Here is a 25267-nt window from a genome sequence, read left to right on the forward strand (position 1 = left end):
TTCTTCCTGTTTATTATAATGGAACAAACCTCCACTTTATAAAGATGACAAAAAAAAGCAAAAGTTTAGCGTTTGTATCTTAAAATAGGTTAAATTTTAAGAATACGGGTAAAAACAAAGCCTGTCCATTATCCGGACAGGCTAAATCTTTATTAAGCATTCTGGCAAAAAATATCTTTTGCCGCCGAAATTATGCGCCTAACTGTACACGCTTAAATGCTGTAACTGTCAAGCCCTTAGAAACAGAATCCAAGAATTGAGCAATATTTTTTGAAGAGTCTTTTACAAACTCTTGGTTCAACAAAGTCGTGTCTTTGAAGAACTTGTTCAATTTACCTTGCGCAATCTTTTCTGCCATTTCAGCTGGTTTTCCCTCTGCAATGATTTGCTCTTTTGCGATGGCGATCTCGCGATCGATGGTTTCTTGATCTACACCATCTTTATCAATAGCAACAGGATTCATGGCTGCAATTTGCATTGCCACATCTTTACCAGCATCATCAGCACCAGCTGCATCTGCGGATAGACCCACCAATACACCTAAACGATAGTTACCGTGGATATACGCAATCACTTTCTCAGCAGAAACTGACTCGTATTTCGAGATATCGATTTTTTCACCGATTACGCCTGTTTGTTCAATTAAAGCATCGGCAATATGCTTACCATCTAATGTTAGCGCTTTCAGTTCATCTACAGAAGTAGGGTTATTTTGCAACGCAACGTCAGCGATTTTCTCTGCGAAAGCTACGAAATCTGCATTTTTCGCTACAAAGTCTGTCTCACAGTTTACCTCTACCACAATACCTGATTTACCATCAGCAGCAGCCTTAGCGATAACCACACCTTCGTTAGAATCGCGATCCTGACGGCTCGCAGCCACTTTAGCGCCTTTTTTACGCAAGTAGTCGATAGCTGCTTCGAAATCACCATTTGATTCTACTAACGCTTTTTTACAATCCATCATACCAGCGCCAGTTTGTTGACGCAATTTGTTTACATCTGATGCAGAAATTTGTACTGACATGTTTTTATTTCTTTAATAATTTTAAGATTCGACAGCCTGACAAGTATAACAAATATATACAACGCAGGCATTAAACTTTTGTTAAATAAAGGAAAACCCTCATGAAACATTTCCGCTGGCCAGATAAAAGCACAACAAGGCTTCTTTTCTATCCTTTGAAAATATACAATCTAAGAAAAAAACCGGACAAACCTGGATAGACTCCGTGAAGCAGGGCTCCATAAAGACTAACACTTGTTTATCCGGCTTTAATACGGAGAAATATTATTCTCCGTCTTTTGCTTTACGAGGACGTTTTCCAGTGTTAGCTTCTTCAGCTTCACCGTTGTCTACCGCAGCCTTAGCAGCCGCAGCTTCTTTTTCAGCTTCCTCTTCCTTATCGCGTTTGCGTTCATCCAAACCTTCTTGGATTGCTTTTCCGATAATTTCAGCAATCAAACTGATCGATTTTGTTGCATCATCATTTGCCGGAATAGGAAAATCGATATTAGAAGGATCTGAGTTTGTATCGACCATTGCAAAAGTAGGAATGTTCAACTTAATTGCTTCTGAAACCGCGATATGTTCTTTTTTCACATCGATGATAAACAAAGCTGCAGGCAAACGGTTCAAGTCAGCGATACCTCCTAAAAGGCTTTCCAGCTTGATACGCTCACGTTGAATCATCAACTTCTCTTTTTTAGACAATACGGCGTACGTACCATCTTTTTGCATCTTGTCGATGTTGGACATCTTCTTGATAGACTTACGCACTGTTGCAAAGTTTGTAAGCATTCCTCCCAACCATCTTTCTGTTACGAAAGGCATGTTTACAGCTTTCGCCTGTTCAGAGATTATTTCTTTTGCTTGTTTTTTCGTTGCTACGAATAATACTTTACGACCCGACTTTACGATTTGCTTGATAGCTGAAGCAGCTTCTTCTAATTTCGTTAGCGTTTTGTTCAAGTCGATGATATGAATACCATTGCGTTCCATGAAAATGTACTTAGCCATTTTCGGATCCCACTTACGAGTAAGGTGACCAAAGTGAACACCTGCATCCAATAATTCTTGATATGTTGTTCTTGCCATTTTTTGATCCTCCTTTGATTAACGTTTACTGAATTGGAATCTTCTACGTGCTTTACGACGTCCTGGTTTCTTACGCTCTACCATACGGTCATCGCGTGTCATCAAGCCTTTTGCACGTAGCGCTGGTTTTACTTCTGGGTCTAGCTCCACCAAAGCTTTAGCAATTGCTAAACGTACAGCTTCGGCTTGGCCTTTGACACCACCACCATCGACGTTAACTTTCACATCAAAATTCCCTGCAACACCCGCCACCTCAATAGACTGGGTAACAATGTATTGCAATGGCAATGTTGGGAAATATGTTTTATAATCTTTACCGTTTACGGTAATGTTTCCGCTACCAGCTGATAAGTAAATGCGGGCAACAGCTGTTTTTCTTCTTCCTGAAGTATTCGTTGTTGACATATTTGCTCTCCTTAAAATTTAACTGGTTTTGGTTGTTGTGCCTCATGTTTGTGCTCTGTCCCAGCATAAACATAAAGGTTTTTGAATAATTGACGACCTAAACGGTTTTTAGGTAACATTCCTCGAACCGCTTTTTCAACAAGGCGTTCTGGATGTTTAGCTAACAACTCTTTTGGAGAGGTAAAGCGCTGACCACCTGGGTAGCCTGTGTAACGTGTGTACACTTTCTCGCTTAACTTGTTTCCAGTCAACTTAACTTTGTCTGCATTGATAACAATCACGTTATCTCCACAGTCTACGTGTGGGGTGAACTCCGGCTTATGCTTGCCACGAATTACTTTCGCAATCTGGCTTGCTAAGCGCCCCAAAATCTCTCCTTCAGCGTCAACAACAATCCACTCCTTGTTAACGGTGTTTTTGTTGGCAGAGACAGTTTTGTAACTTAACGTATTCACTTGCTTTTGCTTAAATTAAATAATTAATAAAATATTCTATCTTCTTGTAATCCCTACAATAAGGTCTGCAAAGGTACAATAATGAATTTTAAAAAGCAAAACATTTTATCTAAGTTTGGGGGACCTCATCTTTAATAACTATGCGAACGAAATATCTCTTGATCATTGTCGGATTATTAAGCAGCCTTTCAGGTATAAAAGCCCAACAGGTCATTCCATCCTCCAAACTCACCATCCAAGGCAGGGCGTTTACGGAAAACCTTGGTTTTCATCGAATAGACACCACAAAATACGAGAATCTCCCCCCCGCCGTAAAGAAATTATTTACGCATTCGGCAGGGCTGTTTGTCACGTTCCGTACGAATAGCGCGAAGCTCTCTATAGATTGGGAAACCGCCGACGCCGCATTAGCTAACAACTCCACTCCCATCATGTCCCGCGGATTTGACGCTTATGTAAAAGAGTCCGACGGTTGGCGCTTCGCTGGTGTGGCACGCCCAAACCTAAAGAACGTAGCGAGCCGTTTTACGATCGTCGAAAACATGGAGAAAACAGAAAAGGAATTCCTACTGTATTTTCCGCTTTATAAAGAACTCCGATCGTTTCAGCTTCACATCGACGAACACGCAACCTTTTTCCCTACCGTGCAGCAGTTTGATAAAAAAATAATTGTTTACGGTTCCAGCATCGTACATGGTGCATCGGCTAGTCGTCCGGGCTTGGCGTATCCAGCGAAGATATCACGTGGTATAAATGCGGATGTCATCAATATGGGTGTCAGTGGAAACGCAAAGATGGAACTGGGAGTTGCCCAAATGATAAACGACATTCAAGATGTAGATTTGATTGTCCTAGATTGTGTACCTAACTGTTCGCCTCAGCAAGTTACGGAGCGCACTTTTGCTTTCGTACAGGAACTTCGGAAAGCACATCCCCATACGCCAATCCTGCTGATAGAGAGTATTATTAGACAAATCGGAAATTACAACCTCGAATGGAAGAAAAAGCGACATGAACAAAACATCAATTTCAAAGCAGAATATGAACGATTACTTGCAGCAGGTTATAAGAATCTCTTCTACTTGCCAGCAGATCACCTTATTGGGGATGACTACGAAGGCACTGTGGATGGCACTCATCCAACAGATGTCGGTTTCGAGCGCATGGTAAAAATCATTCAGCCAGAAATAGAACAGATATTGAAGCGATAGAGGCGCAGATATGGAATACCGAAAAAAGCATATTAGATTTCAAAACCTAACGCTAATTATGTATTTTGTGCCGTATATCGACGAGCGATGAAATACAAACAAATTAACAACAACTCCATCAATCAGATTATGCTGATCCTGATCATTGTCTTGATATTGATCCTCGTTTTCAGCAGCCTATCCTATTATTTGCCCGGATTTTTGGGCGCTATTACGCTTTATATCTTGTTCCGTAAGTCGTATTTTCATCTTACAGAAGTTCGCCGATGGAGCAAGCCATTGGCTAGTATCTTTTTCATCGTGTTATCAATTGTATTTATCGTACTGCCTCTTTGGGCACTTATTGATTATCTGATTGCGCAACTTAACAGCTTTTTGGGGAATCGCGAAGAAATTGTGCAAAAGTTTAATATGCTGAAGGAATACATGGCCGATAAACCTCTCTTAAAAGATATCGATATGTCGGACGCCGCTTTACTAACTTTCTTGCAAAATTTAACCCGCTATGTCCCCAGCATCTTAAATTCGGTCGCTGAGGTCGCGATCAATATAGTCGTAGCACTCTTCGTACTGTATTTTATGCAGGTGCATTCAAAAAGGATGGAAATCACAATTTACCGTGCCCTTCCATTCAGCCGCATGAGTAAGCAAGAGATATGGGACGAAGTAAATATGATGGTACGCTCAAATGCGCTCGGCATTCCTATCCTCGGATTTTTCCAAGGTGTGGTTGCGATAGTCGGGTATTGGATTTTCGGGGTTGAAAGTTATATTTTACTTGGGCTGCTGACGGGAGTGGCTTCTATTATTCCGATTTTGGGAACGATGGCGATTTACGTCCCCATCTGCCTGGTCGCATTCGCAACGGGTTCACTCGGCAACGCCATTGGTTTAACCCTTTATTGCTTCTTTTTAGTAGGCGGAATCGATAACATTTTACGCTTTACTATCTTAAAAACCATTGGAAATGTCCCACCGATGATCACTGTATTTGGCGTACTGCTAGGTTTGAATCTCTTCGGCATGCTTGGGCTTATTTTTGGACCGTTGATCCTCTCCTCTATTGGCGTACTGATCAAAGTATACAGCAATGAATACGGAAAGGGTATTGTGCGGGATTACAGTCGTCCGCGTGTACTGCAACAAAAGGACTCACCCGATGAAAACGGATAAAATCAGCGGATGTCGCTGTAATCTTTTAGCACCTCGGCCACTACGAAATTACTTCCACCCACGAAAATTAAGTCCCCCTCCTGATATGCTTCTTTTGCAGAAAGCACTGCGCTACTGACGGACGGGTACGCCATACCTTTCAAGCCGTATTGCATTGCTTTGTCTTTCAATTCTGTTGCGAGCATTGCGCGTGAAATAGCCGGACTACAATAATAGTAAACAGCATCTTTTGGAAGTTGTGGTAGCATGTGACTTATGTCTTTATCTCGCATTACACCAATGACAATATGCAACTTCCTGTGCGGTGTTGACCAGATGGTTGCAAGAACCTCCCGGATACCATCCTCATTATGCCCCGTATCACATACGATGAGCGGATCTCTTGATAGGGTCTGCCATCTCCCTTGTAAGCCTGTATTTCGCGTTACGTTGGCAAGCCCCTCACATAATTGTTCTGTACCGATCGTCCAATTCCGTTTCCGCAGTTCATCCACTGCGGTCAAGACACCCAAGATATTCTTTTGTTGATAATGTCCCGCTAGTCCAACATATAGGTCTTTCGTCTGATGACGAATATTATCCGCTACCGTTACCAGTAGACCTTGGCCACTATGTTCACAGGTTTGCACGGTTAACTCTGATGAAGCAAAACGTAAAGGGGCGTTCATTTCGCGAGCTTTCTGTTCAAAAATATGCGCTATCGTTTCGTCGCGCTCGGATACGACCACGGGCACTCCTGGTTTGATGATGCCGGCTTTCTCCGCTGCGATTTCCGCCAATGTATTTCCGAGCAAATCGGTATGGTCCATTCCAATATTGGTAATCACACATAACTCGGGAAGCAAAATATTGGTACTGTCCAGCCTCCCCCCCAATCCCACTTCAATAAGGGCAACATCTACCTGCTCTGTCGCAAAGTAATCAAATGCCATAGCTACCGTCACCTCAAAAAAAGAGGGTTGTATCTCTTCTATCAAGGAACGATGCCGATCAACAAAGTCAATCACGTTTTCTTCGGGGATCATCTCTCCGTCTATACGGATACGTTCTCTAAAGTCGACAAGATGAGGCGAGGTATATAATCCGGTTTTGTATCCGGCGGATGCTAAAACAGAAGCCAATAGATGCGATGTAGACCCTTTGCCGTTTGTCCCGGCGACATGAATAGATTTAAATTGTGTATGGGGATTGCCCAGTGCCTGGCAGAAACGCACCGTATTGTCGATATCCTTCTTTATCGCGCTTGCACCGTCACGGGTAAACATGGGTAATCGAGCAAACAAATACGCGATAACCTCCTTATACGTCTCTTTCATTAAAATAATCGCTTAGTCGCAATGAAGTTTGCAGTTCATGCCGATATTATAGAAAGGCCTACCTTAACTTGAAATTGAAAACAATGATCCCTGTTTGAGATTCGGGAGCATTCGGCAGTTGATTCAAGCGCGCCGACATCATCGCACGTTCGCACTTCTCCAATAATGCGCGACTCGAAATGGTTGTTCCTCTTACGCCCGCTCGCGCATGTGTAACCACGCCGTTTTTGTTAACCCTAAACTCAACCGCCACACGGCCGGCCTGCTGGCCATTATCTTCTATTTTGGGTGGCACTTCAAATCGTCTGTTCGCAATCGTCAACATCATATTTCCATCGCCCGATCCCCCTTCACCATAATTGCTCGCTAGCGGATCTCCAAGGTTGCTACCTTGATTTCCGGCCGTCGTTCCGGTTCCATCTCCTCTTCCAGTAGCGTTATTTTGTTTGCCTTTGTATAAAGCGTTTGGATTCACTGCTGGTTTCGATTCTTTCTTTTCCGCTGTCGCGACGTCTGCATTCGCCTGTACAGGCTTCTCCTGTTTAGGCACTGCAGGTGCATCATCCATATCTTGTGTAGCGACAACCTTATCCGTCACCTGCTGCGATGGTGTAGGCACAGGTGTCGTATTTGGATCTACTTTATCGGGTTGTACATTATTGGCATTTTCACTCATCGATGGCTCATCGACGCTCATATAATCATCTCCCATACCCTCGTCAGAAGTACCGTAATTAACAATGATGCCGCCCATCCCATAATGCGGTACATCCCCTCCAAATACGATAAAGAAACCGATTAACACGAATAACCCCATCACTGCAGTCGACAAACCAACTGCCTTGGGCATATTATTTTCCTCTTGTGAATGGTAGTACATGTCTATTTCATCTATTTATTTCTGCCTTGAACGGTTAATGATAGCTTGACGTAGATAATCATTAACCGTTTGACCATACGATGGTCAAATCGTTTAATGCTAATCTTTCTTTGGTTCCGTCGCCAAAACCATCCTTACCCGATTCCTGTTCGCGATATCCATTACAGCGATGACGTTTTGGATGGGTACAGCACTGTCTGCGTATAACATAATCGTCAATTCCTCACCAGTCGATATATTCGATTGAATCAATGGTTCCAATTGTTCTAAATTGACCGGCTGCTTATCTACGTGATAAGTTAAATCTGATGTAATGGAAACCGTCATGGTTTTTTTCGCTACTGATTGCTCACCCGCACTAGATTTTGGCAACAACAATTTAACCACTTGCGGGTTGGCCACAGCAGATGCTAACAAGAAAAACAACATCAAAAAAAACATGATATCGTTCAGTGCAGCTGTATGCACTTCTGCTGTGGGTCTATGTCGTCTATTTCTTAAATTCATCCCTTAAAGTTTTACGCTCCCGGCTCATCTAATAAATCGATAAATTCCACCGCCTCCGTTTCCATACGGAGAATCAACCGTTCTACCATCATATTCAATGCATGGTAACCGATATATGCCAAAATCCCTACCGTCAACCCACTAGCTGACGCGATCATTTTGACATAAAGACCACCGGAAACCGTACCGATGTCTATACCTCCGGCCAGCTCAACTTCACGGAAGATCTGGATAACCCCAAAAATTGTTCCGACGAAGCCCATCATAGGGGCGATACCTGCCACGATACCCAAAATATTGATATTTTTCTCCAATTTGGAAACTTCGAGTTTGCCCGCATTTTCTATGGCTCCTTCTATATCCTTAATAGGTCTCCCTACCCGAGACAGCCCTTTTTGGAGCATCCGTCCCAAAGCTGAATTATTGGAGCGACAAATGGCAACCGCTGCATCTAAGCGCCCAGACATTACATTACTCTTCACCTGCGACATCAAACCTGTGTCCGATTTTGTCGCCTTTCTGATCGTTATATACCGCTCAAAGAAGATAACCAATGCGAGAAACAAAAGAAACGTGATCGGAATCATGATCCATCCTCCTTTCATCAACATCTGAATCATGTTTAGGCTCTCCTCTGTAGTCGCTAACTCTATAGCCTGCTGTTGAACTGTGTTCAAAGAATCCATCTCTTGCATAACTGACATTGTCTTTATAATATTTGTTTATGGGGTTTATTTACTACTTATTTAATCTTATCTGGCCAAGCATCCTTTATATGATGCCTTTGCACATATCTCAGCGCCGAATCTACTTCCTGTTTTGTTTCGTAAGAATCCCAAATTACTTTCTTCCGATTCTTTGCCAGATTGCTTGGAATCACCCTAACTCGCGGGAACCCAGCTTTATGGTAGGATTCAGCTTGTTCAAAAGCTTGCGCCAAAGTCTTGTGTGAGCCTATTACAATTTGCCATATGTGGTGCTCGGGAACCAACGGCCCCTGCTCTATTGCTTTTGTTTCAGTGCTATCTATAAAATGTTGTCCTAATGAATCCGTAACCATTGTGGAATCTGCTACAAGAGAAAGCGCCGCTGTATCTTGTTCACGTAGCGTCGAATCGACATCAGACACTTGTTTTTTCGATCCTGGTTGGTTTTGGTTTGCAAAATACAACGCCACCATGATACCTACCGCGATCAATGCAGTAATGACATACCATATAGTGTTACTGCTGGATGTTGGTATCTCTTCTTCATCGGCAACAGCAGGTTCTACGATAGCTGCTGCCACGGGTTGCTCTATCTCGTTTGTTGCTTGCCCCTCCGTCAGCGGCTCATCATCGACACCAGCATCCTCCTCGGTTTTAGATACTATTTCTTCCTTGTCCGGTTCCGGTACTTCCGTTGTGATAGGTTGTTGCTGCCCGGCTAGTGTTGCGTCTACGGGTTCATAATGAAAACCGGACAAATCCAACGCTTTGAACACATAGCTATCTCCGTAACTCACCAAATAACCTAGGTCGTCTAACTTCGCTTGACCATCTTGTTGTACCCGACGAAGTAGGTCCGCCACTTCCGAAGCCACCGCCTCCTCTGCTTCCTTCCGTTCAATAAGGTAGAGCTGTTGTATGTATTGGATGAAGTCGTATCCCCGATTACCAATCCTATCAAAATCAATAAAGGTGATGGGAGGAAGATAGACATTCCGTTTCTCATCATACGTTGCCGACGTATGATTCCGCCTAAAAGAGCCTAACCCGTTCACATATACTTCGGATTGCCTTTTTAACAGATTATAAACGTTTTTACCTAAGTTCATCCTATCTTCTATTAATTTGCAAAGTTATAATCTTCTGCGTTTAAAATGAAAAATTTAAACCACCAAGCACGTTAAATCCGAGTCTTGGATAATATAAATATGTCTGATATTCCGTATTGAATATATTATTTGCTTTTACAAAAAGCCCCAGCTGTTTCGTTGCCTTATATTCTGCACCAGCACTTAAATCAAAAAATGAGGGCACTTCTTTTCGATAATAATCATCTGTCGACATTACGCCTCTAGTGGCCGCATCATAATCAAAGGCTTTCCCATAGGAAACCCCGTGAAACAACGCTTCTGCATCAATATACAATTTCTCCGAGATGTTAAAGCGCGCGTTAGCGGCCAATCGCAACTTAGGCGTGTGCCACGCTTCCTCTTGTTGTGCTGCGGTATATTGATCAATGTTTAAGCGACCGCCTAAGTTCACGAGTTTGGAGAGACGCACATTGAGTTCTCCTTCTATACCAACATGTTTTACAGCCTTGTCACCGTCTCCGTCATACACCATATCAAACCAAAAAGGCCTTTCCGTATTATTTACAAACAACGGCATTCCCTCCAATTGCCTATATATGGCTTTCGCTTTATACCCGAACGTAGCCCCTGCATTTCCCTTGATACCTCCAAAGACGTGTAACCGTTCCACCATATTTTGGATTGCCAGGTTAGGCCCTAAAAACGGGTTTTGTCTTGCAAATTCACGATAAGATGCTTTTTGAACGCTTCCGTTCACTCCCCCGAAAATATGGAAGTACTCCGGCGCTAATGCGAAATCCACTTCAGCGGACGGGAAGATATTGAAACTGCTGCTGTCCCCAAATTCCGGAATAAAGTTAGCGCCTAAAGTAATGGCGTAGTTATCTCCTTTAAATCGGATATACGGATTTAAAATAGCCAAAGAGTTCTTCGTTCTCCCGCCATTAGCCATATTGTTGGTACCATCGACACTGTTTATATCCACACTCACATTAGCTCCAACATTAAAAGCATTCACGCGTTTATTTAAATAAGCGGATAAGGCTATAGATGTTTCCTTCGCATCAAACTTATCGTTAAATGAATAAGCATCCAACTTTGCTGAATAGCTAATTGCCTGATCATCATCTGGATCGTAGTTGCTGGTTAACTCGCCGGTAAAATAGATATCGTTGAAGGCTTGGCTTTCGGGTGATGGGTTTAGAGATGTCATCCCGTCATCTGCCAATGGTATTCCGTAAAAGTTCGTAGCATAGCGATTATAACCGACTAAACCGTCTACCGTAAATAAGGGTAAGATCCGTCTGCCAAATACGCCCACTTCCTGACGAGAAAATTTCTGTCCTTCCAAACTCCCCTTTTGACTTAAATGCTTTAGGAAACCGCCTACCTGCATATCCTCGTAAACATCATAAGCGAAATATCCCTCTCCCAAAATAGTATTGAAATTTCCTAAGCCAAACTTCAGGTAATTGCTTCGTAGATCCTGCTCTCGTGAAAAAGGCGTCTCTTGTACATTTAGCTCCTTTAATCCCGTGTTGATGTCCAACTTTTTATCCGGTATACTTCCATAGGACAACTTCGGCATGTAACTGCGCTTATTTGTCATATCCGGACTGCGACGAATCTTGACTGCATCGGCAAGAAGGGGCCTATAATCACGGACAACATCAAAAGAATCAATCGTCACCGGTCTCTCCGGAACGGTATCCCGCTGTGCATATCCCTTCACACCTATACCAAGTAACAACGCCATTATTGCGTACTTCCCAAATACTGTTTTATGCAATTTCATCTAAGTATTTTTTTCTTTATGGCTGATGAGCGCGCGCTCCGCTTGGCGGATTGGCTTCATCTAATTCTTGTTATTTCAATTTTTGTAACCTAGACTTGGCTTCTTTTAGCACATCGTCCTTTTCATTATCGTAATTGTCTATCACACTTTCCAACGTCGATTTCGCTTGGAAGGTATCGTCTTTTCCAGCGTAAGCATCTGCCATAAGGATAAACCCTTTTGCCACCCAATAGTCATACGAAGAGAACGTATCGGCAATATCGAATGCAGATTCGATTGCTTTATCGTATTGTTTTGCTTTCAACTGCTGCTCAGCAACAAGATACCTTGCTTCTGCACCAGTAACCGTTTTACTCTTTAGCGCCGCTAAATTAAACTCTTTTAGCGCTTCCACTGGTTTATTCGTTGCCACATACGCTTTCCCAGCATAAAGGTGTGCAAGAGCAATATCTTCTTCAGAAGATTTATCGTGTTCTTTAACCAATTTCGCGTAACGTTGCGTCTCCACATAGTCACCGATATGATAATAGCTGATCAACTGATTATTAATAGCGAAACCATAATTTGACTTGTATTCGGAGGTCAGCTCCAACTTCCGTAATACTTGCACGGCCTCATTGTATGCCTTTTTGTTTAGATATAATCTAGCTACGCTAACCAGTGTCTGTTCCGTATAAGCACTTGTCCAATCGTTCATGATAATATTAAAATCATGAAGCGCCTCATCGTCCTTTCCTAAACGGGCATAACTTTCTCCGCGAATAAAGCGCGCATGCTTTTCCTGAATAGGCTTAGGAAACTTATCGAAATAAGCGTTGATAGCTTCTACCGCTCCTTGATAATTGCCTCTGTCAAATAGTGTTTTCGCAACGCTGAAGGTATGGCTATCCTGTTCCGCTGTGCTCAAGTCGCCAATATTGGTACTTGTCGCATAGCGAATGTAACCGGAAGCATCTCCTTTGTCCAGATAGATATTCTCAATCGAGCGCATGGCTTGCTGCGCCTCATCCGTTATAGCATATTGGTCAACAACACGTTGAAAGGTCTTTAATGCCGCGTCGTTATCATTTTTATTATATTGTACTAATCCAATAGTAACCAACGCTCTGGGCACATAACTACTACGTGGATAATCTTCTACCATTTGCTGTAGGCCATCAATTGCACGGTCATGATCGCCCATCAAGAAATATGTATAAGGAATCTCAAAAGCCACATCATCGGCATAATTCGATTTCGGATATTTCTGAACAACCGAACTTAACGTGGCGATTTTGGTGTTATTATCCCCTTGCAGGCCTTGTATAATCCCTCTTTGGAATAACGCATAATCCTGACTCGCAGCATTGGAACTAATCAAACGATTATATTGTTCCATGGCCTTTCCATAGTTTTTCATACCGAAGTAAGAGTCTGCCAAACGAGCAATGGCGTCGTTACGTGTGTTCAGTTCAATTCCATCTTTACCGCCTGTTGCTAAGAAGCGTTCGAAATAGTTGGCTGCTGTGGTGTAACGATCGTTACGGAATGCCGCATAAGCAAGCGCGTAATTCGCGTAACTATACACGTCGGTTTTACGAGCTGCTGGCAATTGCATAAACTTATTAAAATTGGCTACCGATTCGCCATATTTACGAACCTCGTACATCGCCTCCGCTTTCCAATATAATGCCAGTGCGTATATTTCTTCATCGTATCGGTTCGCCTCCGAGCGTATAAACAGGGATATGGCATTCTCAAAAGCGCGTTCATTGTAGAACTCTAGACCACGGTAATACGTCACCTTCTGATACGCTGCATTTGCATCTCGTCCACGCTTTCCTATCCCCTCCAAGATATCCACTGCCGCACGATAGTTCTTGGTGCTCAGCAACACTTCAGCCAACAAAGTTTTTGCTTCTTCCAAACGTGCTGAACTTGGGTACGTATCCAAGTATTCTTGCGTCGCATCCAATGCCACTTGGTGAAATTCCAACTCGTATGACAACTTCGCGTAGTTAAAAAGCCCCTCTTCTTTAAGCTCGGGATCAAAATCCAATTTTGACGCCCTAAAGAAGGCATTACGTGCACTCTGTTTATTACCTGTTTTCAAAAAAGAATCTCCTAGTGTGATCATCGCACTTTGGTAGTAGGCGTCTGGTTCACTTAACTTTTCCAATTCGCTGATAGCCTTGTCATAGTCTTTCAACCTATAGGCTATATAACCAATTTGATAACTATCTTGATTATTTTGAGTCTTGCCTTGATCCTGAGCCTGAAACTTGTCGTAATAATTTTTTGATTTTTCTAAATCTCCTTTGATGAAATAGGTTGCCGCCACAATACGGAAAAGTTCTGTCTCATTCTCTTGCTTCGTACGATCTAGGATAGGGAGTGCATAGTTCAATACGTCATCGTAGCGTTTGTCTAAGAAATAAAGTGCGGTAATATAGTACGGGTAACTAGTCTCATACGTTTTCGATCCCGCTAGTCGTTCAAATTCGTTCAGCGCGGTCTTATATTCTGCATCTAAATAACTCAAATAGGCATAGTAATAGATAGATGCTTCCTGGTACTGGCTACTTTCGTCCTTCAGTCGTTCAAATAGCGGCTTAGAAGCCTCAAAATCGTCGGTCATAAACTTTGCATAAGCAAGTTTGAACCGATATTCTACGTTTTCCGCTCCTGCGAGATTTTTGCTATCGATTTTCTCAAACCACTCAATGGCTTTAGCATATTCTTTCTTCGCATAATATGACCGGCCTATCTGAAAATAGGCCGCCTTTGAATTTGCACTGGCCGGATAGTCTTTAATATATTTCAAAAAACGGGACTCGGCATTGGTATCGCCAAGCTCCAGCGCACAGATTGCCTGATAAAAGCGAACATTTTCTTTGATCAGGGTAAGCTCCTCCGTTTCGTCCAATTGTAAAGTGGATTTAGTTCGGATGTCCTCGACCCGGTCAAATTGCTTTGCGGCAGAGCTGAATTTGCCTCTCTCAAACAACTCCATTCCGGATTTGTATGCATTGTTTATCTGTTGCCACGCCGTTTGCTGTCCAAACGCTGTAGTTCCAATTAAACTCAATGCCAGTCCTACACCATAAATTTTCTTATTCATACTGATGAATTATTCAACAAAAAATCTTCGCATTATACATAAAACGCCTCACCTCAAGGCTCAATTCTTCAGGATACTAAATTATAACTATACTTTCACGTTTTCCTCAAAAGTTCTTAACATCTGTTGGTAACCATGCATTTATAACGAACTTTTTACCCGAAAAATATGCCCAACTTCTGATAGTTGGGCATATTTTTATTTTTTTATATCTTCGGCAAAGACGTAGGCCTGTTCTGCCCTTAGCCCCGTTGGCCCGCAAGCAGATAAAGTACAGCCATACGCACCGCTACGCCATTTTCGACCTGTTCTAGAATAATAGCATGTTTACTATCCGCGACATCGGAGGTTATTTCCACTCCTCGATTGATCGGGCCCGGGTGCATAATGGTGATTTCTTTGTCCAGGGAGTCCAATATCTCTTTATTGAGGCCATAAAGCATGGAATATTCGCGTAAGGAAGGAAAATAACCTATATCCTGTCGCTCGAGCTGAATACGCAACATATTAGCCACATCGCACCATTGCAAAGCCTTACGCAAATTATGTTCTACCTTAACACCAAGTGAGCTGATATATTTAGGAATAAGTGTTGTCGGTCCGCAGACCATTACTTCTGCTCCCTGTTTTTGCAGGCAAAGGATATTTGATAAGGCAACGCGCGAGTGCAATATATCGCCTATAATCGCCACTTTTCGTCCAGCCACATCACCAAGCCGTTCCCGAATAGAAAAAGAATCAAGCAACGCCTGTGTAGGGTGCTCGTGGGCACCGTCCCCCGCGTTGACAATTTGCGCGTCGATATGTTTACTTAGGAAAATACCAGCACCAGCATACGGGTGGCGCATGACAATCATGTCAACTTTCATGGCCAAGATATTGTTTACCGTATCAATCAACGTTTCACCTTTGCTAACGGACGAAGAAGAAGCTGCAAAATTAATGGTATCGGCAGAAAGGCGTTTCTCCGCCAATTCAAACGACAAACGCGTGCGCGTAGAGTTTTCGAAAAAAACGTTCGCTATCGTAATATCCCGTAAAGAAGGTACTTTCTTTATCGGACGGTTTAATACTTCCTTAAAATTTGATGCTGTATCTAGGATAAGCTGAATATCATTTTCATTCAAATCCTTTATTCCTAGAAGATGTCTTGTACTTAGCTGCTCAATTGTAGTTGACATGTTATGAAAATTTTCTGTCGCTTTATTTCTTTTCCGTAATCAGCACAATGCTGTCCGCCTCGTCAATACCGTGCCAGCTCACGACTACTTTTTGCGAATCTATGGAATCAACCGGTATCCCGATATAATCAGGTTGTATGGGTATTTGACGAGAAAAGCGGCGGTCGACAAGCACCATGAGTTCCATTTTAGCTGGTCTGCCAAATGCTTGTATCGCATCCATAGCGGAACGAATTGTTCGCCCTGTCCATAGCACATCGTCAATCAAAATGACATCCTTATCATCGACCATAAAATCGATCTCTGTACTACTAGCTGCCAATGGATTAGCGCCCTTCATTCGAAAGTCATCCCGGTAGAACGTGATATCCAAAATACCCAACTGCACCTCCACGCCCGCTGTTGCTTTAATTTCCTTTTGAATACGTTCAGCCAAATAGGTGCCTCGGGGCTGAATCCCAATTAACACGGCATTAGAAAAATCACCGTGATTTTCAATCAGTTGCTGGCACAGGCGTTTAATTGTTATGTGAAATTTAGCTCCTTCTAATAAAATGGACTGCTTCATCATCGGAATATTTAAGCAAAAATAATGTATTTTCTCGGGCTTTTCGTCTTTATTCGCCCGCTTGTTCAAAATAATGCCTATACGTATTAAACAGTGCATCGGCCTGTTTTTTCAGTTCTGGCTGATCGACTTCATCTAACAATTGTTTGTATCGCTGAATCGACGCTAAACCGAAACGCATATTCCGGTATTCCAGATTAGACTTCGTTTTTGCCACGGCTTCGTAATAAGCCATGTTTTCGCGAATATACGTTAAATTTCGCTCTGCAATCTCATTTGCTTTAGCGGATTCACCGACCTCGTACATCACGCTCAACAGCGGAACGTACCCCATTACTTCAGACATCAGAAAAGCTCTTTTCGGCATGTTTTCATAAGCATCCAGCACCAAATTCTTTGCCTTATCCGTTTCACCGGATGAAAGCAATTGCTGTGCTGGTTGACCGTATATCGAGCCCACATACATACTGATATAGCGATAGGAATCGGGGTCTATATACGAAGCATCCCCGATATTACCCCACGAAAACTTATTCATCACGTTATCGTAGATTTGGTCTATGTTCTCAATGGTTGACGGATCGCCTTCCTGCAGCCCGAAATCGACAGGCATCAAACGATACGCAAACCCTTCGTTTACCAAATATCTGTCTAATCCCATATAGTTGGTTTCTGGCGTCGTAATCGTATAATATATCGGACGTTCCCAATTGTTGTTGGCCAGGATCGCTAACATAGAAAGCTCTGCACGACTCGCATAGTTCTGACTGTATGTCCAACGCATGGTATCCACAATAGCGGATTCCCATTCCTTGGGGATAACGTTATTTGCTAATACTGCTTGCTTATTTACTGTCAGTTCCATTTTCTTGGTTGGCAATACGTTAACGAACTCGCCACTTTGCAGCTGGGCTTTATTTTGTGGGCTATCGGATAGCATTACCCTCAAGAGGTCTTGTACCGGAACATAACCCGGAATATTATAATCTTGATAATAAATGACGTCACGGACCCCGTCTTTAATCAATTCGGGATCAATATTAATCGGCAATGCGTCGGCATCGTTCACTTTTTTCATCATCTGCCTCATATACCAATCGGCACTAAGCAAACTTAAATTGACAACACGCACATCTGTACGGAAGCCCTCGACCTCTTGCACGTACCAAAGTGGATAAGTATCGTTATCACCATAACTGAATAAAATCGCATTTGGTGCACAGGATTCCAAGTAATTTCGGGCCATATCACGGGCTAAGGATTTCTCAGAGCGATTATGATCATCATAATTCTGGGCAATCAAGATGACCGGACCAGCCAATACACCTGCGACTGCCGCTGCATATCCAGCAACTTTAACATGTGTCTTCTTTCGAAGGAAGTCTGCAATCGCCATGACACCTAATCCAATCCAGATACTGAATGCGTAGAACGAACCAGCATAAGCGTAGTCGCGCTCACGGGGCTGCAACGGGTTTTGGTTTAAGTACAGCACAATCGCGATACCGGTAAAGAAAAACAACAGCCCTACTACACCTGCATCGCGCTGCCGCTTACCGAAATGCCAGAAAGCGCCTAGTAATCCGAGGATAAGCGGCAAGAAAAAGTACGTATTGCGAGAAGGATCTGCTTTTGCCGAGGCGGGCAAAACGTCCTGTCCGCCAACCAACATATTATCAATAGGTTTGACGCCGCTGATCCAGTTTCCTTCGGTAAAAGAACCATGTCCTTGTTGATCATTTTGGCGGCCGGCAAAATTCCAAAGGAAATAACGCCCATACATGTGTCCTATCTGATAACCAAAGAAGAACTTCACATTATCTGCAAACGTCGGTGACTCGTTTGGCCCCAACCCTAAATATTCACGATAGTATTCGGGATGTCCTCCTTTATCACTATAAATTCGGGGAAATAGGGTCTCCCTATCATAACTGTATACGGGATTACGTTTGGCAACCACATATTTGTCACCATCCTTGCGATATACCTTTTTGCCATCCTCTACTCCGGTTGGACGTGCGTCAAAGAATTTGCCTTTAAAGAGTGGTTCATCGCCGTACTGTTCCCGATTCAAATAACTGAGAAAAGAAAACGCATTGTCGGGATCACTATTATTTAACGTAGGATCTGCTTTTGCCCGAATCATAATCATAGCAAAAGAACTGTATCCTAAGATAATAAATGCCGTACTGATCATGGCAATGTTCAAGATATACTTGTTCTTTTTGGTTGAATAGTAAATACCGTAGGCCAGTCCGCCAACGAGCAGTAGGATAAAAAACGCAAGACCCGAGCCAAAACCTAAACCGAGCGTATTCACAAAAAATAAATCAAAATATGCTGCAATTTTAACGGAATATTGGATAACCCCCCATAAAATAAAGCCCAACACGACTACCCCTAAAGCCAATGCTTTTAATATTCCGGCTCCTGTGCTTTCTTTCGTCTTACGGAAATAGATCACCAAGGCAATCGCCGGAATAACCAGCAAGTTCAATAAATGTACCCCGATGGACAGCCCCATCACATAGGCGATCAATATAAGCCATTTATCAGCCTGGGGCTCATCCGCACGAGCCTCCCATTTCAGTATGGCCCAAAACACGACGGCCGTACATAAAGAAGACATGGCATAAACTTCGGATTCTACCGCAGAAAACCAGAACGTATCTGTAAAAGCATAAGCTAAGGCTCCTACTACACCGGAGGCCATAATTAAAAACAGTTGCAAAGAATTTATCTCGACGTCACGCGACGTGCTAACAAAGACCTTACGTGCTAATGCAGTAATCGTCCAAAACAAAAAGAGAATCGTCAAGCCGCTACATACCGTCGACCCAATATTCATCCAAAATGCGATTCGCGTAACATCTCCCATAGCCAAATTAGAAAAGACATTTTGAATCATCAAAAATAGCGGTGCACCTGGCTGGTGTACAATCTGCATTTTATACGCCGAGGCAATAAATTCACCACAATCCCACCAACTCACCGTGCGTTCCACCGTCATGATATATACTATCGTCGCGATGATCCCACATATCCATCCTAAAAGGTTATTGATCTTCTTGTAATCCATTCTCTACTAGATAAGGTTATTCTAAAATATGCTCCGAAAATAAGGAATAGTAACCGACTATTAAATAATATTTGCACATTTTAACGAAGTTTGTTACAAACAATAACGCTGGGGCGTAGCGTATCGCGCCTACGATGAAAAATATTTCCTTGAGAATCAGTCCGGATATAGGAATTTAGTTATTTTTTTTTGTAAGTTTTAAAAACTGCCGTATATTTGCATCGTCAAAACGGGAATAATCGTTTCGACAAGAGTTTGTCCCATAGTATAAGGGTAGTACAAGTGATTTTGGTTCATTTAGTCTTGGTTCGAATCCAGGTGGGACAACAAAAAAAGAGCGCAAATTTTGCGCTCTTTTTTTATTTGCAGGCAGCTATTTTATAGCGACTATCGAACGTAAAATTCGGCGTAGATATTAAAAGCTGCTTTTGTTTCTTGATCGTCAGGCTTTAGGTAATATTTGACAATCCTGTATCTGCCAACCTTATAATCGATCTGTTCGACGAAAAGATCCTTTTCGTATGTAAAAAAAACCGAGGGAGAGAAGTTATATCCTATATCTTCAAAAGATTGCTCGGGTGACACTCTTACCCACTTTTCATTTTCATAACACTCAATCCAATAATGCAATCCCGCCGATATAGTTTCATTGGTATTATTTACCATAGTTACTTCTACTGTCTCTGGGAGCTCCGAGAGATGAAAAACAGTTGGTTTCACTGATAACGTTACGGTTTCGTCCTGGACCGACGTGCCACTTAACAAAAAGATCGCCGAGATTATAAGTAAAATAAACTTCTTCATATACACTTGCACCTAAATACTAGCACTTGATATATATACAATATTTTTTTTGCAAGTTCACCTTGAAAAAAAGCTAATGGGCGACTATAGTATCAAGCGAAACTAATATCCAATAAAAACACAAAGTAAACAAGCCATCAAAACGATTTTTTTTGTAAGGGCGCGGCAGGCTACTTCAGCCTACCCCCAATCTCATTTCTGAAGCTCCCACGGATCGAACCACGGTTCTCTTCCTGCTGCCCACAAAAAAAGCCCAACTTTCGTCGAGCTTTTTGTCGGGGTGGCAGGATTCGAACCTACGACCTCCACATCCCAAATGTGGCGCGATACCGGGCTACGCTACACCCCGAAACGGTACCTTTTTTTTCCGTGGCACAAATATACGGCATATTTCATTACTGTCAATACTTTATTTAAGATTATTTCCTAAACATCTCATTAATTGCGCGATAATTAGCCGCACGGGCTCTAGAAATCATTTCATACATGGCATCGCTTTCGTAGAAACCCCAAGGATAGCCTTCAAACTTCCCTTCGGGCACAAAAGATAAATATAATATAAAAAATAAAAACTTTTCCTATCTTTGCAGCCGCTTATCAAAAGCCGTTTAATAGGTTTTTGAAAAAGTATTTTTTTATTTAAAATAAAAGCTGTAATATTGCATTCCGATTTTTACAGGATATAAAATCGTTTAATAAGTACTCGAAATCATGGATTTAGTAAAATTTGTAGAAGAACAAGCGGTAGTGAAAAATGAGATTCCCGCTTTCAAGGCCGGAGATACCATCAGCGTTCATTATAAAATTCGCGAAGGAAATAAAGAGCGTGTCCAAGTATACCAAGGCGCAGTTATCCAGTTAAACAGCGAAGGTTCTAACGCGACTTTTACCGTTCGTAAAATTTCTAACGGCATAGGTGTTGAACGTATTTTCCCTATAAATTCACCTAATATTCAAAAAATAGAAATTAATAGCGTAGGTAAAGTTCGTCGTGCTAAATTATTCTATTTGCGCGGTCTTACTGGTAAAGCTGCACGTATCAAAGCAAAACGTGTATAACAACGTATTCTTTCAAGACATAAAAACCGCTACTGATCTAGCGGTTTTTTTTATGCAACTCGGTTAATCCTCTGACCTTTCACGATATCCGCAGTACATTTACAAAAGTGACGCTTGCGGGTTTTTATGCTTTAATTTCGGTTAATATCGAAAAAAAACTTATCTTTGTATCCCGTACATAAAGCAGATTTAAGGCCGTATTTAAGGCTTAAAATAGTTGAAATTCCATTATTGCTATGAGTAAATATATCTTCGTTACGGGCGGCGTAACCTCGTCGTTAGGAAAAGGCATTATAGCTGCTTCCTTGGCCAAACTCTTACAAGCTCGGGGACTTAAAGTCACTATCCAGAAGTTTGACCCCTATATCAACATCGATCCAGGAACCCTGAACCCGTACGAACACGGAGAATGCTATGTAACCGAGGATGGAGCAGAAACCGATTTGGACTTAGGTCATTACGAGCGGTTCTTAAATGTTTCAACATCACAGGCCAATAATGTCACAACGGGAAGAATATATCAACATGTTATCGATCAAGAACGGGCGGGAGCTTATTTAGGCAAAACAGTTCAGGTCGTACCACATATTACCGATGAAATCAAGCGTCGGATGCAACTCTTAGGACAAACAGGAGCATATGATATCGTTATCACGGAATTAGGTGGTACGGTGGGCGATATCGAGTCGCTTCCATTCATTGAAGCGGTGAGACAATTGCGCTGGGAGCTTGGCAACAGTGATTCCGTGGTCATACACCTTACCCTTGTGCCTTATTTAGCAGCTGCGGGTGAATTAAAGACCAAACCTACACAACATTCCGTAAAAACGCTGCTAGAATACGGTATACAGCCCGATATTCTCGTGTGTCGAACGGAACATAAACTAACACACGATATTAGGAAAAAGCTCGCCCAGTTTTGTAATGTAAACATCAACGCCGTAGTCGAATCTATTGATGCGCCGACTATATATGATGTACCCTTGAATATGCTGAGGGAACAATTGGATAAAACAGCTTTAGCAAAACTGAAATTGTCCAATAAGAATGAACCGGATCTAGATCACTGGAAAACTTTTCTGGGCAAGCTCAAAAACCCGACAAGCGAGGTATGTATAGGACTAGTTGGGAAATACGTAGAACTTCCTGACGCTTACAAATCAATTACAGAAGCTTTTATTCACGCAGGTGCAATGAATGAAACCAAGGTAAAAGTTAAGTATATCGCCGCGGAAAGCATAACCGATGAAAACGTAGCCGAGAAACTAAAAGACCTTGTTGGTGTTTTGGTTGCTCCGGGTTTCGGTGAGCGTGGATTAGATGGTAAATTAAGTGCTATCAAATATGTACGAGAAAACAAAGTTCCATTCTTTGGTATTTGCTTAGGCATGCAATGCTCCGTTATTGAATTCGGAAGAAATGTCCTTGGTTTGAAAAAAGCGAACAGCTTCGAGATGGACGAAAAAACGCCTCACCCTGTTATTAACTTAATGGAAGAGCAAAAATCTATCACAGATATGGGCGGCACAATGCGTCTCGGATCGTACACATGCGAAATTAAAAAAGGGACGAGAGCTTATTCCATTTATGGTAAAACCAAAATATCTGAACGACACAGACATCGCTATGAGTTCAACAACGCATATTTAAAGCAATATGAAGAAGCCGGCATGATTGCCTCTGGAAAAAATCCAGAAACAGGCTTGGTGGAAATCGTCGAATTGAAAAACCACCCGTTCTTTGTGGCAGGTCAATTCCACCCCGAGTTAAAATCGACCGTAGCAAACCCTCACCCTCTTTTTGTTAGCTTTGTAGCCGCTGCTATCGCCTACAAAAAGGGTTGATATACACGTTATATATAATATTTAAAAAAATAAAAATAAAAAATGGATAGAAATACCCTCATTGGATTAGTGCTAATTTTCGGAATCCTAGCAGGCTCTTTTTATTTGATGAAACCTACTGAGCAGGAACTTAAACAAGAACAGCGGCTTCAGGATTCGTTAAAAAGGGTAAGAGAAGGTCTCCCTCCTGCAGCAGACACATCAAGCGCTGCTCTTCAAACAAAAATAGACACCGCTGAACTTTCAAATAAACCTTTCGGTCGTGCCCAACTAGGTGAAGAGCAAGTCGTCACACTGGAAAACGAGTTACTTATCGCCAAAATAAGTTCCAAAGGTGGACAAGTCAAATCCGTTCAGTTAAAGGACGAAACAAATTACGACGGCAAACCGCTCATGATTATTGACGAGGGGCAGAACCAATTCGGCTTTGTTTTCAAAGCCAATGGCGAAAATGTCAGCACCAGTAATTTGAATTTTACGCCGCAAAGTGGTGATATTTCAGTTACTGGCGAATCCACGCAATCGATAGGCTTTAGATTAAAGTACAGTGAAACCCAATATTTAGAATATACTTATACAATTAAGGGTAATGACTATAATATAGGTCTTGATGTCAAAGCTGTAGGCATCCAAAATCTCATGGACATTAAAACTAATTCTATCGGGTTAAACTGGGAAACCACCTTATTGCGAAAGGAACGGAACGCAAAATCCGAACGTGAGCGGTCAACGATATTCTATAAAGAACTAGCCGGCGACGTAGACAATCTTTCCGAAACAAGTGATGACAAAGAAAACCTTGAAAACAAGTTAAGTTGGATTGCGTTCAAACAGCATTTCTTTTCTACCGCAATAACATCAAATCAACCGCTGAACAACACGGAACTAAGTGTCTCCTTCGATTCAAACGATCGTGTTATAAAACATTATAAAGCGGTTGCTGATTTGGAATTCTCTGCCCAAAAAGACAATCATTATACCTTCGATTTCTTTTTCGGACCGAACCAATATAAGGTACTAAAAGCCCATGGGGATGATTTCGAAAAAATCATCAAAATGGGTTGGGGACCTATGGGCTGGATAAATAAGTTTATCACTGTTCCTATTTTTGATGTGCTCGACGGTCTACATTTAGGCTACGGTATGATCATCTTAATATTAACACTTATCCTAAAGGGCGTATTATTTCCATTGACCTACAAATCATACAAGTCTATGGCGAAAATGCGCGTATTGAAGCCACAGATTGACGAAATTAAGGAAAAAGTAGGTGAAGACAATCCCATGTTACTTCAACAGGAGACTATGAAATTGTATAAGCAAGCTGGTGTAAATCCTTTAGGTGGATGTCTGCCGCTCTTATTGCAGATGCCTTTTACACTTGCTTTCTTCTTTTTCTTCCCCAACTTATTTGAGCTACGAGGTGAGAGTTTCCTTTGGGTAAAGGACTTGTCTACGTATGATTCGCCAATCACTTTCGCTCCAATTTTCGGGATCGGACATATCTCATTTATGTGTGTGCTCATGACGTTGACAACGTTATTGACCACGTGGTATAACAATGCGACATCGGGAGCTGCAGCCAACAACCAAATGAAATACATCGGATACTTTATGCCGTTGATATTTTTCTTCGTGCTAAACAGCTTTCCTGCCGGGTTAAACTACTACTATTTCTTGTCAGCAGTTTTTACATTCCTCACACAGTTTATTATTCGTCAGTTCATCGACGATGATAAAATTTTAGCAAAAATTGAGGAACATAAGAAAAATCCAAAAGCGGCAAAAAAGTCATCTTTTCAACAAAAAATGGAGGAAATGATGCGCCAACAACAGGCCCAACAAAAGAACAAAAAGAAATAAAAATGAGGCCGTCTCAAAAATAACTGAGGCGGCTTTTTCATTTTTGGAGGTTTCCCAATATTTTTATCGAAGGTTTTCTGTTTTTCTGATTCTGTAATGGTTTTGGGAAGACCGGAAGGCATGTTCTGTTT

General features: G+C 42.0%; 20 protein-coding genes and 1 tRNA gene. 5 read left to right on the plus strand and 16 right to left on the minus strand.

Annotated features, from left to right (window positions below; genetic code table 11):
• Positions 1-190 precede the first annotated feature (190 nt).
• The 4 genes from tsf to rplM form a co-directional block, all read right to left on the minus strand.
• Positions 191-1027 carry a translation elongation factor Ts gene (gene tsf / locus C5745_RS08720; RefSeq protein ID WP_105716598.1) on the minus strand — a complete coding sequence of 279 codons (837 nt, stop codon included), beginning with the start codon at positions 1025-1027 and terminating at the stop codon, positions 191-193.
• Between the two features lie 264 nt (positions 1028-1291).
• A complete protein-coding gene (rpsB, locus tag C5745_RS08725; RefSeq protein WP_105716599.1) occupies positions 1292-2098 on the minus strand; it encodes a 30S ribosomal protein S2 in 807 nt (268 codons plus the stop codon).
• 18 nt (positions 2099-2116) lie between these two features.
• Positions 2117-2503 (minus strand): 30S ribosomal protein S9, encoded by a 387-nt coding sequence (gene rpsI / locus C5745_RS08730; protein WP_105716600.1) that lies wholly within the window; start codon positions 2501-2503, stop codon positions 2117-2119.
• An 11-nt stretch (positions 2504-2514) separates the two neighbouring features.
• Entirely contained in the window at positions 2515-2958 is a 444-nt protein-coding gene (gene rplM, locus C5745_RS08735; RefSeq protein ID WP_105716601.1) for a 50S ribosomal protein L13, read from the minus strand.
• A 140-nt stretch (positions 2959-3098) separates the two neighbouring features.
• Here rplM and C5745_RS08740 point away from each other — a divergent pair, with 140 nt between their 5' ends.
• Both C5745_RS08740 and C5745_RS08745 read left to right on the plus strand, forming a co-directional pair.
• Positions 3099-4169, plus strand: coding sequence for an SGNH/GDSL hydrolase family protein (locus C5745_RS08740; RefSeq protein WP_105716602.1), 1071 nt, complete (start codon positions 3099-3101; stop codon positions 4167-4169).
• Positions 4170-4256: 87 nt separating this feature from the next.
• A complete protein-coding gene (locus tag C5745_RS08745) occupies positions 4257-5342 on the plus strand; it encodes an AI-2E family transporter (RefSeq protein ID WP_105716603.1) in 1086 nt (361 codons plus the stop codon).
• A gap of 2 nt (positions 5343-5344) precedes the next feature.
• On the opposite strand, the gene C5745_RS08750 is transcribed toward C5745_RS08745, so the two are convergent.
• From C5745_RS08750 to C5745_RS08810, 12 genes are all read right to left on the minus strand, one after another.
• Positions 5345-6658, minus strand: coding sequence for a bifunctional folylpolyglutamate synthase/dihydrofolate synthase (locus tag C5745_RS08750; RefSeq protein WP_243403292.1), 1314 nt, complete (start codon positions 6656-6658; stop codon positions 5345-5347).
• 58 nt (positions 6659-6716) lie between these two features.
• Positions 6717-7538: an energy transducer TonB gene (locus tag C5745_RS08755; RefSeq protein ID WP_105716604.1), complete on the minus strand. Its 822-nt coding sequence runs from the start codon at positions 7536-7538 to the stop codon at positions 6717-6719.
• 99 nt (positions 7539-7637) lie between these two features.
• Positions 7638-8045 (minus strand): ExbD/TolR family protein, encoded by a 408-nt coding sequence (locus C5745_RS08760; protein ID WP_105716605.1) that lies wholly within the window; start codon positions 8043-8045, stop codon positions 7638-7640.
• A gap of 11 nt (positions 8046-8056) precedes the next feature.
• Entirely contained in the window at positions 8057-8749 is a 693-nt protein-coding gene (locus C5745_RS08765) for a MotA/TolQ/ExbB proton channel family protein (protein ID WP_105716606.1), read from the minus strand.
• Between the two features lie 38 nt (positions 8750-8787).
• Positions 8788-9861 (minus strand): HU domain-containing protein, encoded by a 1074-nt coding sequence (locus C5745_RS08770; protein WP_105716607.1) that lies wholly within the window; start codon positions 9859-9861, stop codon positions 8788-8790.
• A gap of 40 nt (positions 9862-9901) precedes the next feature.
• A complete protein-coding gene (locus C5745_RS08775) occupies positions 9902-11638 on the minus strand; it encodes a porin family protein (protein WP_105716608.1) in 1737 nt (578 codons plus the stop codon).
• Between the two features lie 70 nt (positions 11639-11708).
• The gene (locus C5745_RS08780) at positions 11709-14738 is read right to left on the minus strand and encodes a tetratricopeptide repeat protein (RefSeq protein WP_105716609.1); all 3030 of its coding nucleotides are present in this window, start codon (positions 14736-14738) and stop codon (positions 11709-11711) included.
• Positions 14739-14980: 242 nt separating this feature from the next.
• The gene (locus C5745_RS08785; protein WP_105716610.1) at positions 14981-15919 is read right to left on the minus strand and encodes an aspartate carbamoyltransferase catalytic subunit; all 939 of its coding nucleotides are present in this window, start codon (positions 15917-15919) and stop codon (positions 14981-14983) included.
• A 22-nt stretch (positions 15920-15941) separates the two neighbouring features.
• The gene (gene pyrR, locus C5745_RS08790; protein ID WP_105716611.1) at positions 15942-16487 is read right to left on the minus strand and encodes a bifunctional pyr operon transcriptional regulator/uracil phosphoribosyltransferase PyrR; all 546 of its coding nucleotides are present in this window, start codon (positions 16485-16487) and stop codon (positions 15942-15944) included.
• Positions 16488-16536: 49 nt separating this feature from the next.
• Positions 16537-19566: a glycosyltransferase family 117 protein gene (locus C5745_RS08795; protein ID WP_105716612.1), complete on the minus strand. Its 3030-nt coding sequence runs from the start codon at positions 19564-19566 to the stop codon at positions 16537-16539.
• 387 nt (positions 19567-19953) lie between these two features.
• Positions 19954-20370 carry an immunoglobulin-like domain-containing protein gene (locus C5745_RS08805; protein ID WP_105716613.1) on the minus strand — a complete coding sequence of 139 codons (417 nt, stop codon included), beginning with the start codon at positions 20368-20370 and terminating at the stop codon, positions 19954-19956.
• A gap of 275 nt (positions 20371-20645) precedes the next feature.
• Positions 20646-20719, minus strand: a tRNA-Pro gene (locus C5745_RS08810).
• A gap of 362 nt (positions 20720-21081) precedes the next feature.
• On the opposite strand from C5745_RS08810, the gene rplS reads away from it, so the two are divergent.
• The 3 genes from rplS to yidC all read left to right on the plus strand — a co-directional run bounded on the left by rplS (position 21082) and on the right by yidC (position 25136).
• The gene (gene rplS, locus C5745_RS08815) at positions 21082-21429 is read left to right on the plus strand and encodes a 50S ribosomal protein L19 (protein ID WP_105716614.1); all 348 of its coding nucleotides are present in this window, start codon (positions 21082-21084) and stop codon (positions 21427-21429) included.
• A 236-nt stretch (positions 21430-21665) separates the two neighbouring features.
• The gene (locus tag C5745_RS08820; protein WP_105716615.1) at positions 21666-23273 is read left to right on the plus strand and encodes a CTP synthase; all 1608 of its coding nucleotides are present in this window, start codon (positions 21666-21668) and stop codon (positions 23271-23273) included.
• A 42-nt stretch (positions 23274-23315) separates the two neighbouring features.
• Positions 23316-25136, plus strand: coding sequence for a membrane protein insertase YidC (gene yidC / locus C5745_RS08825; protein ID WP_105716616.1), 1821 nt, complete (start codon positions 23316-23318; stop codon positions 25134-25136).
• Positions 25137-25267 lie beyond the last annotated feature (131 nt).

Origin of the sequence: Sphingobacterium haloxyli (genome assembly GCF_002980525.1) — a bacterium.
In the GTDB taxonomy this organism is placed as follows: domain Bacteria; phylum Bacteroidota; class Bacteroidia; order Sphingobacteriales; family Sphingobacteriaceae; genus Sphingobacterium; species Sphingobacterium haloxyli.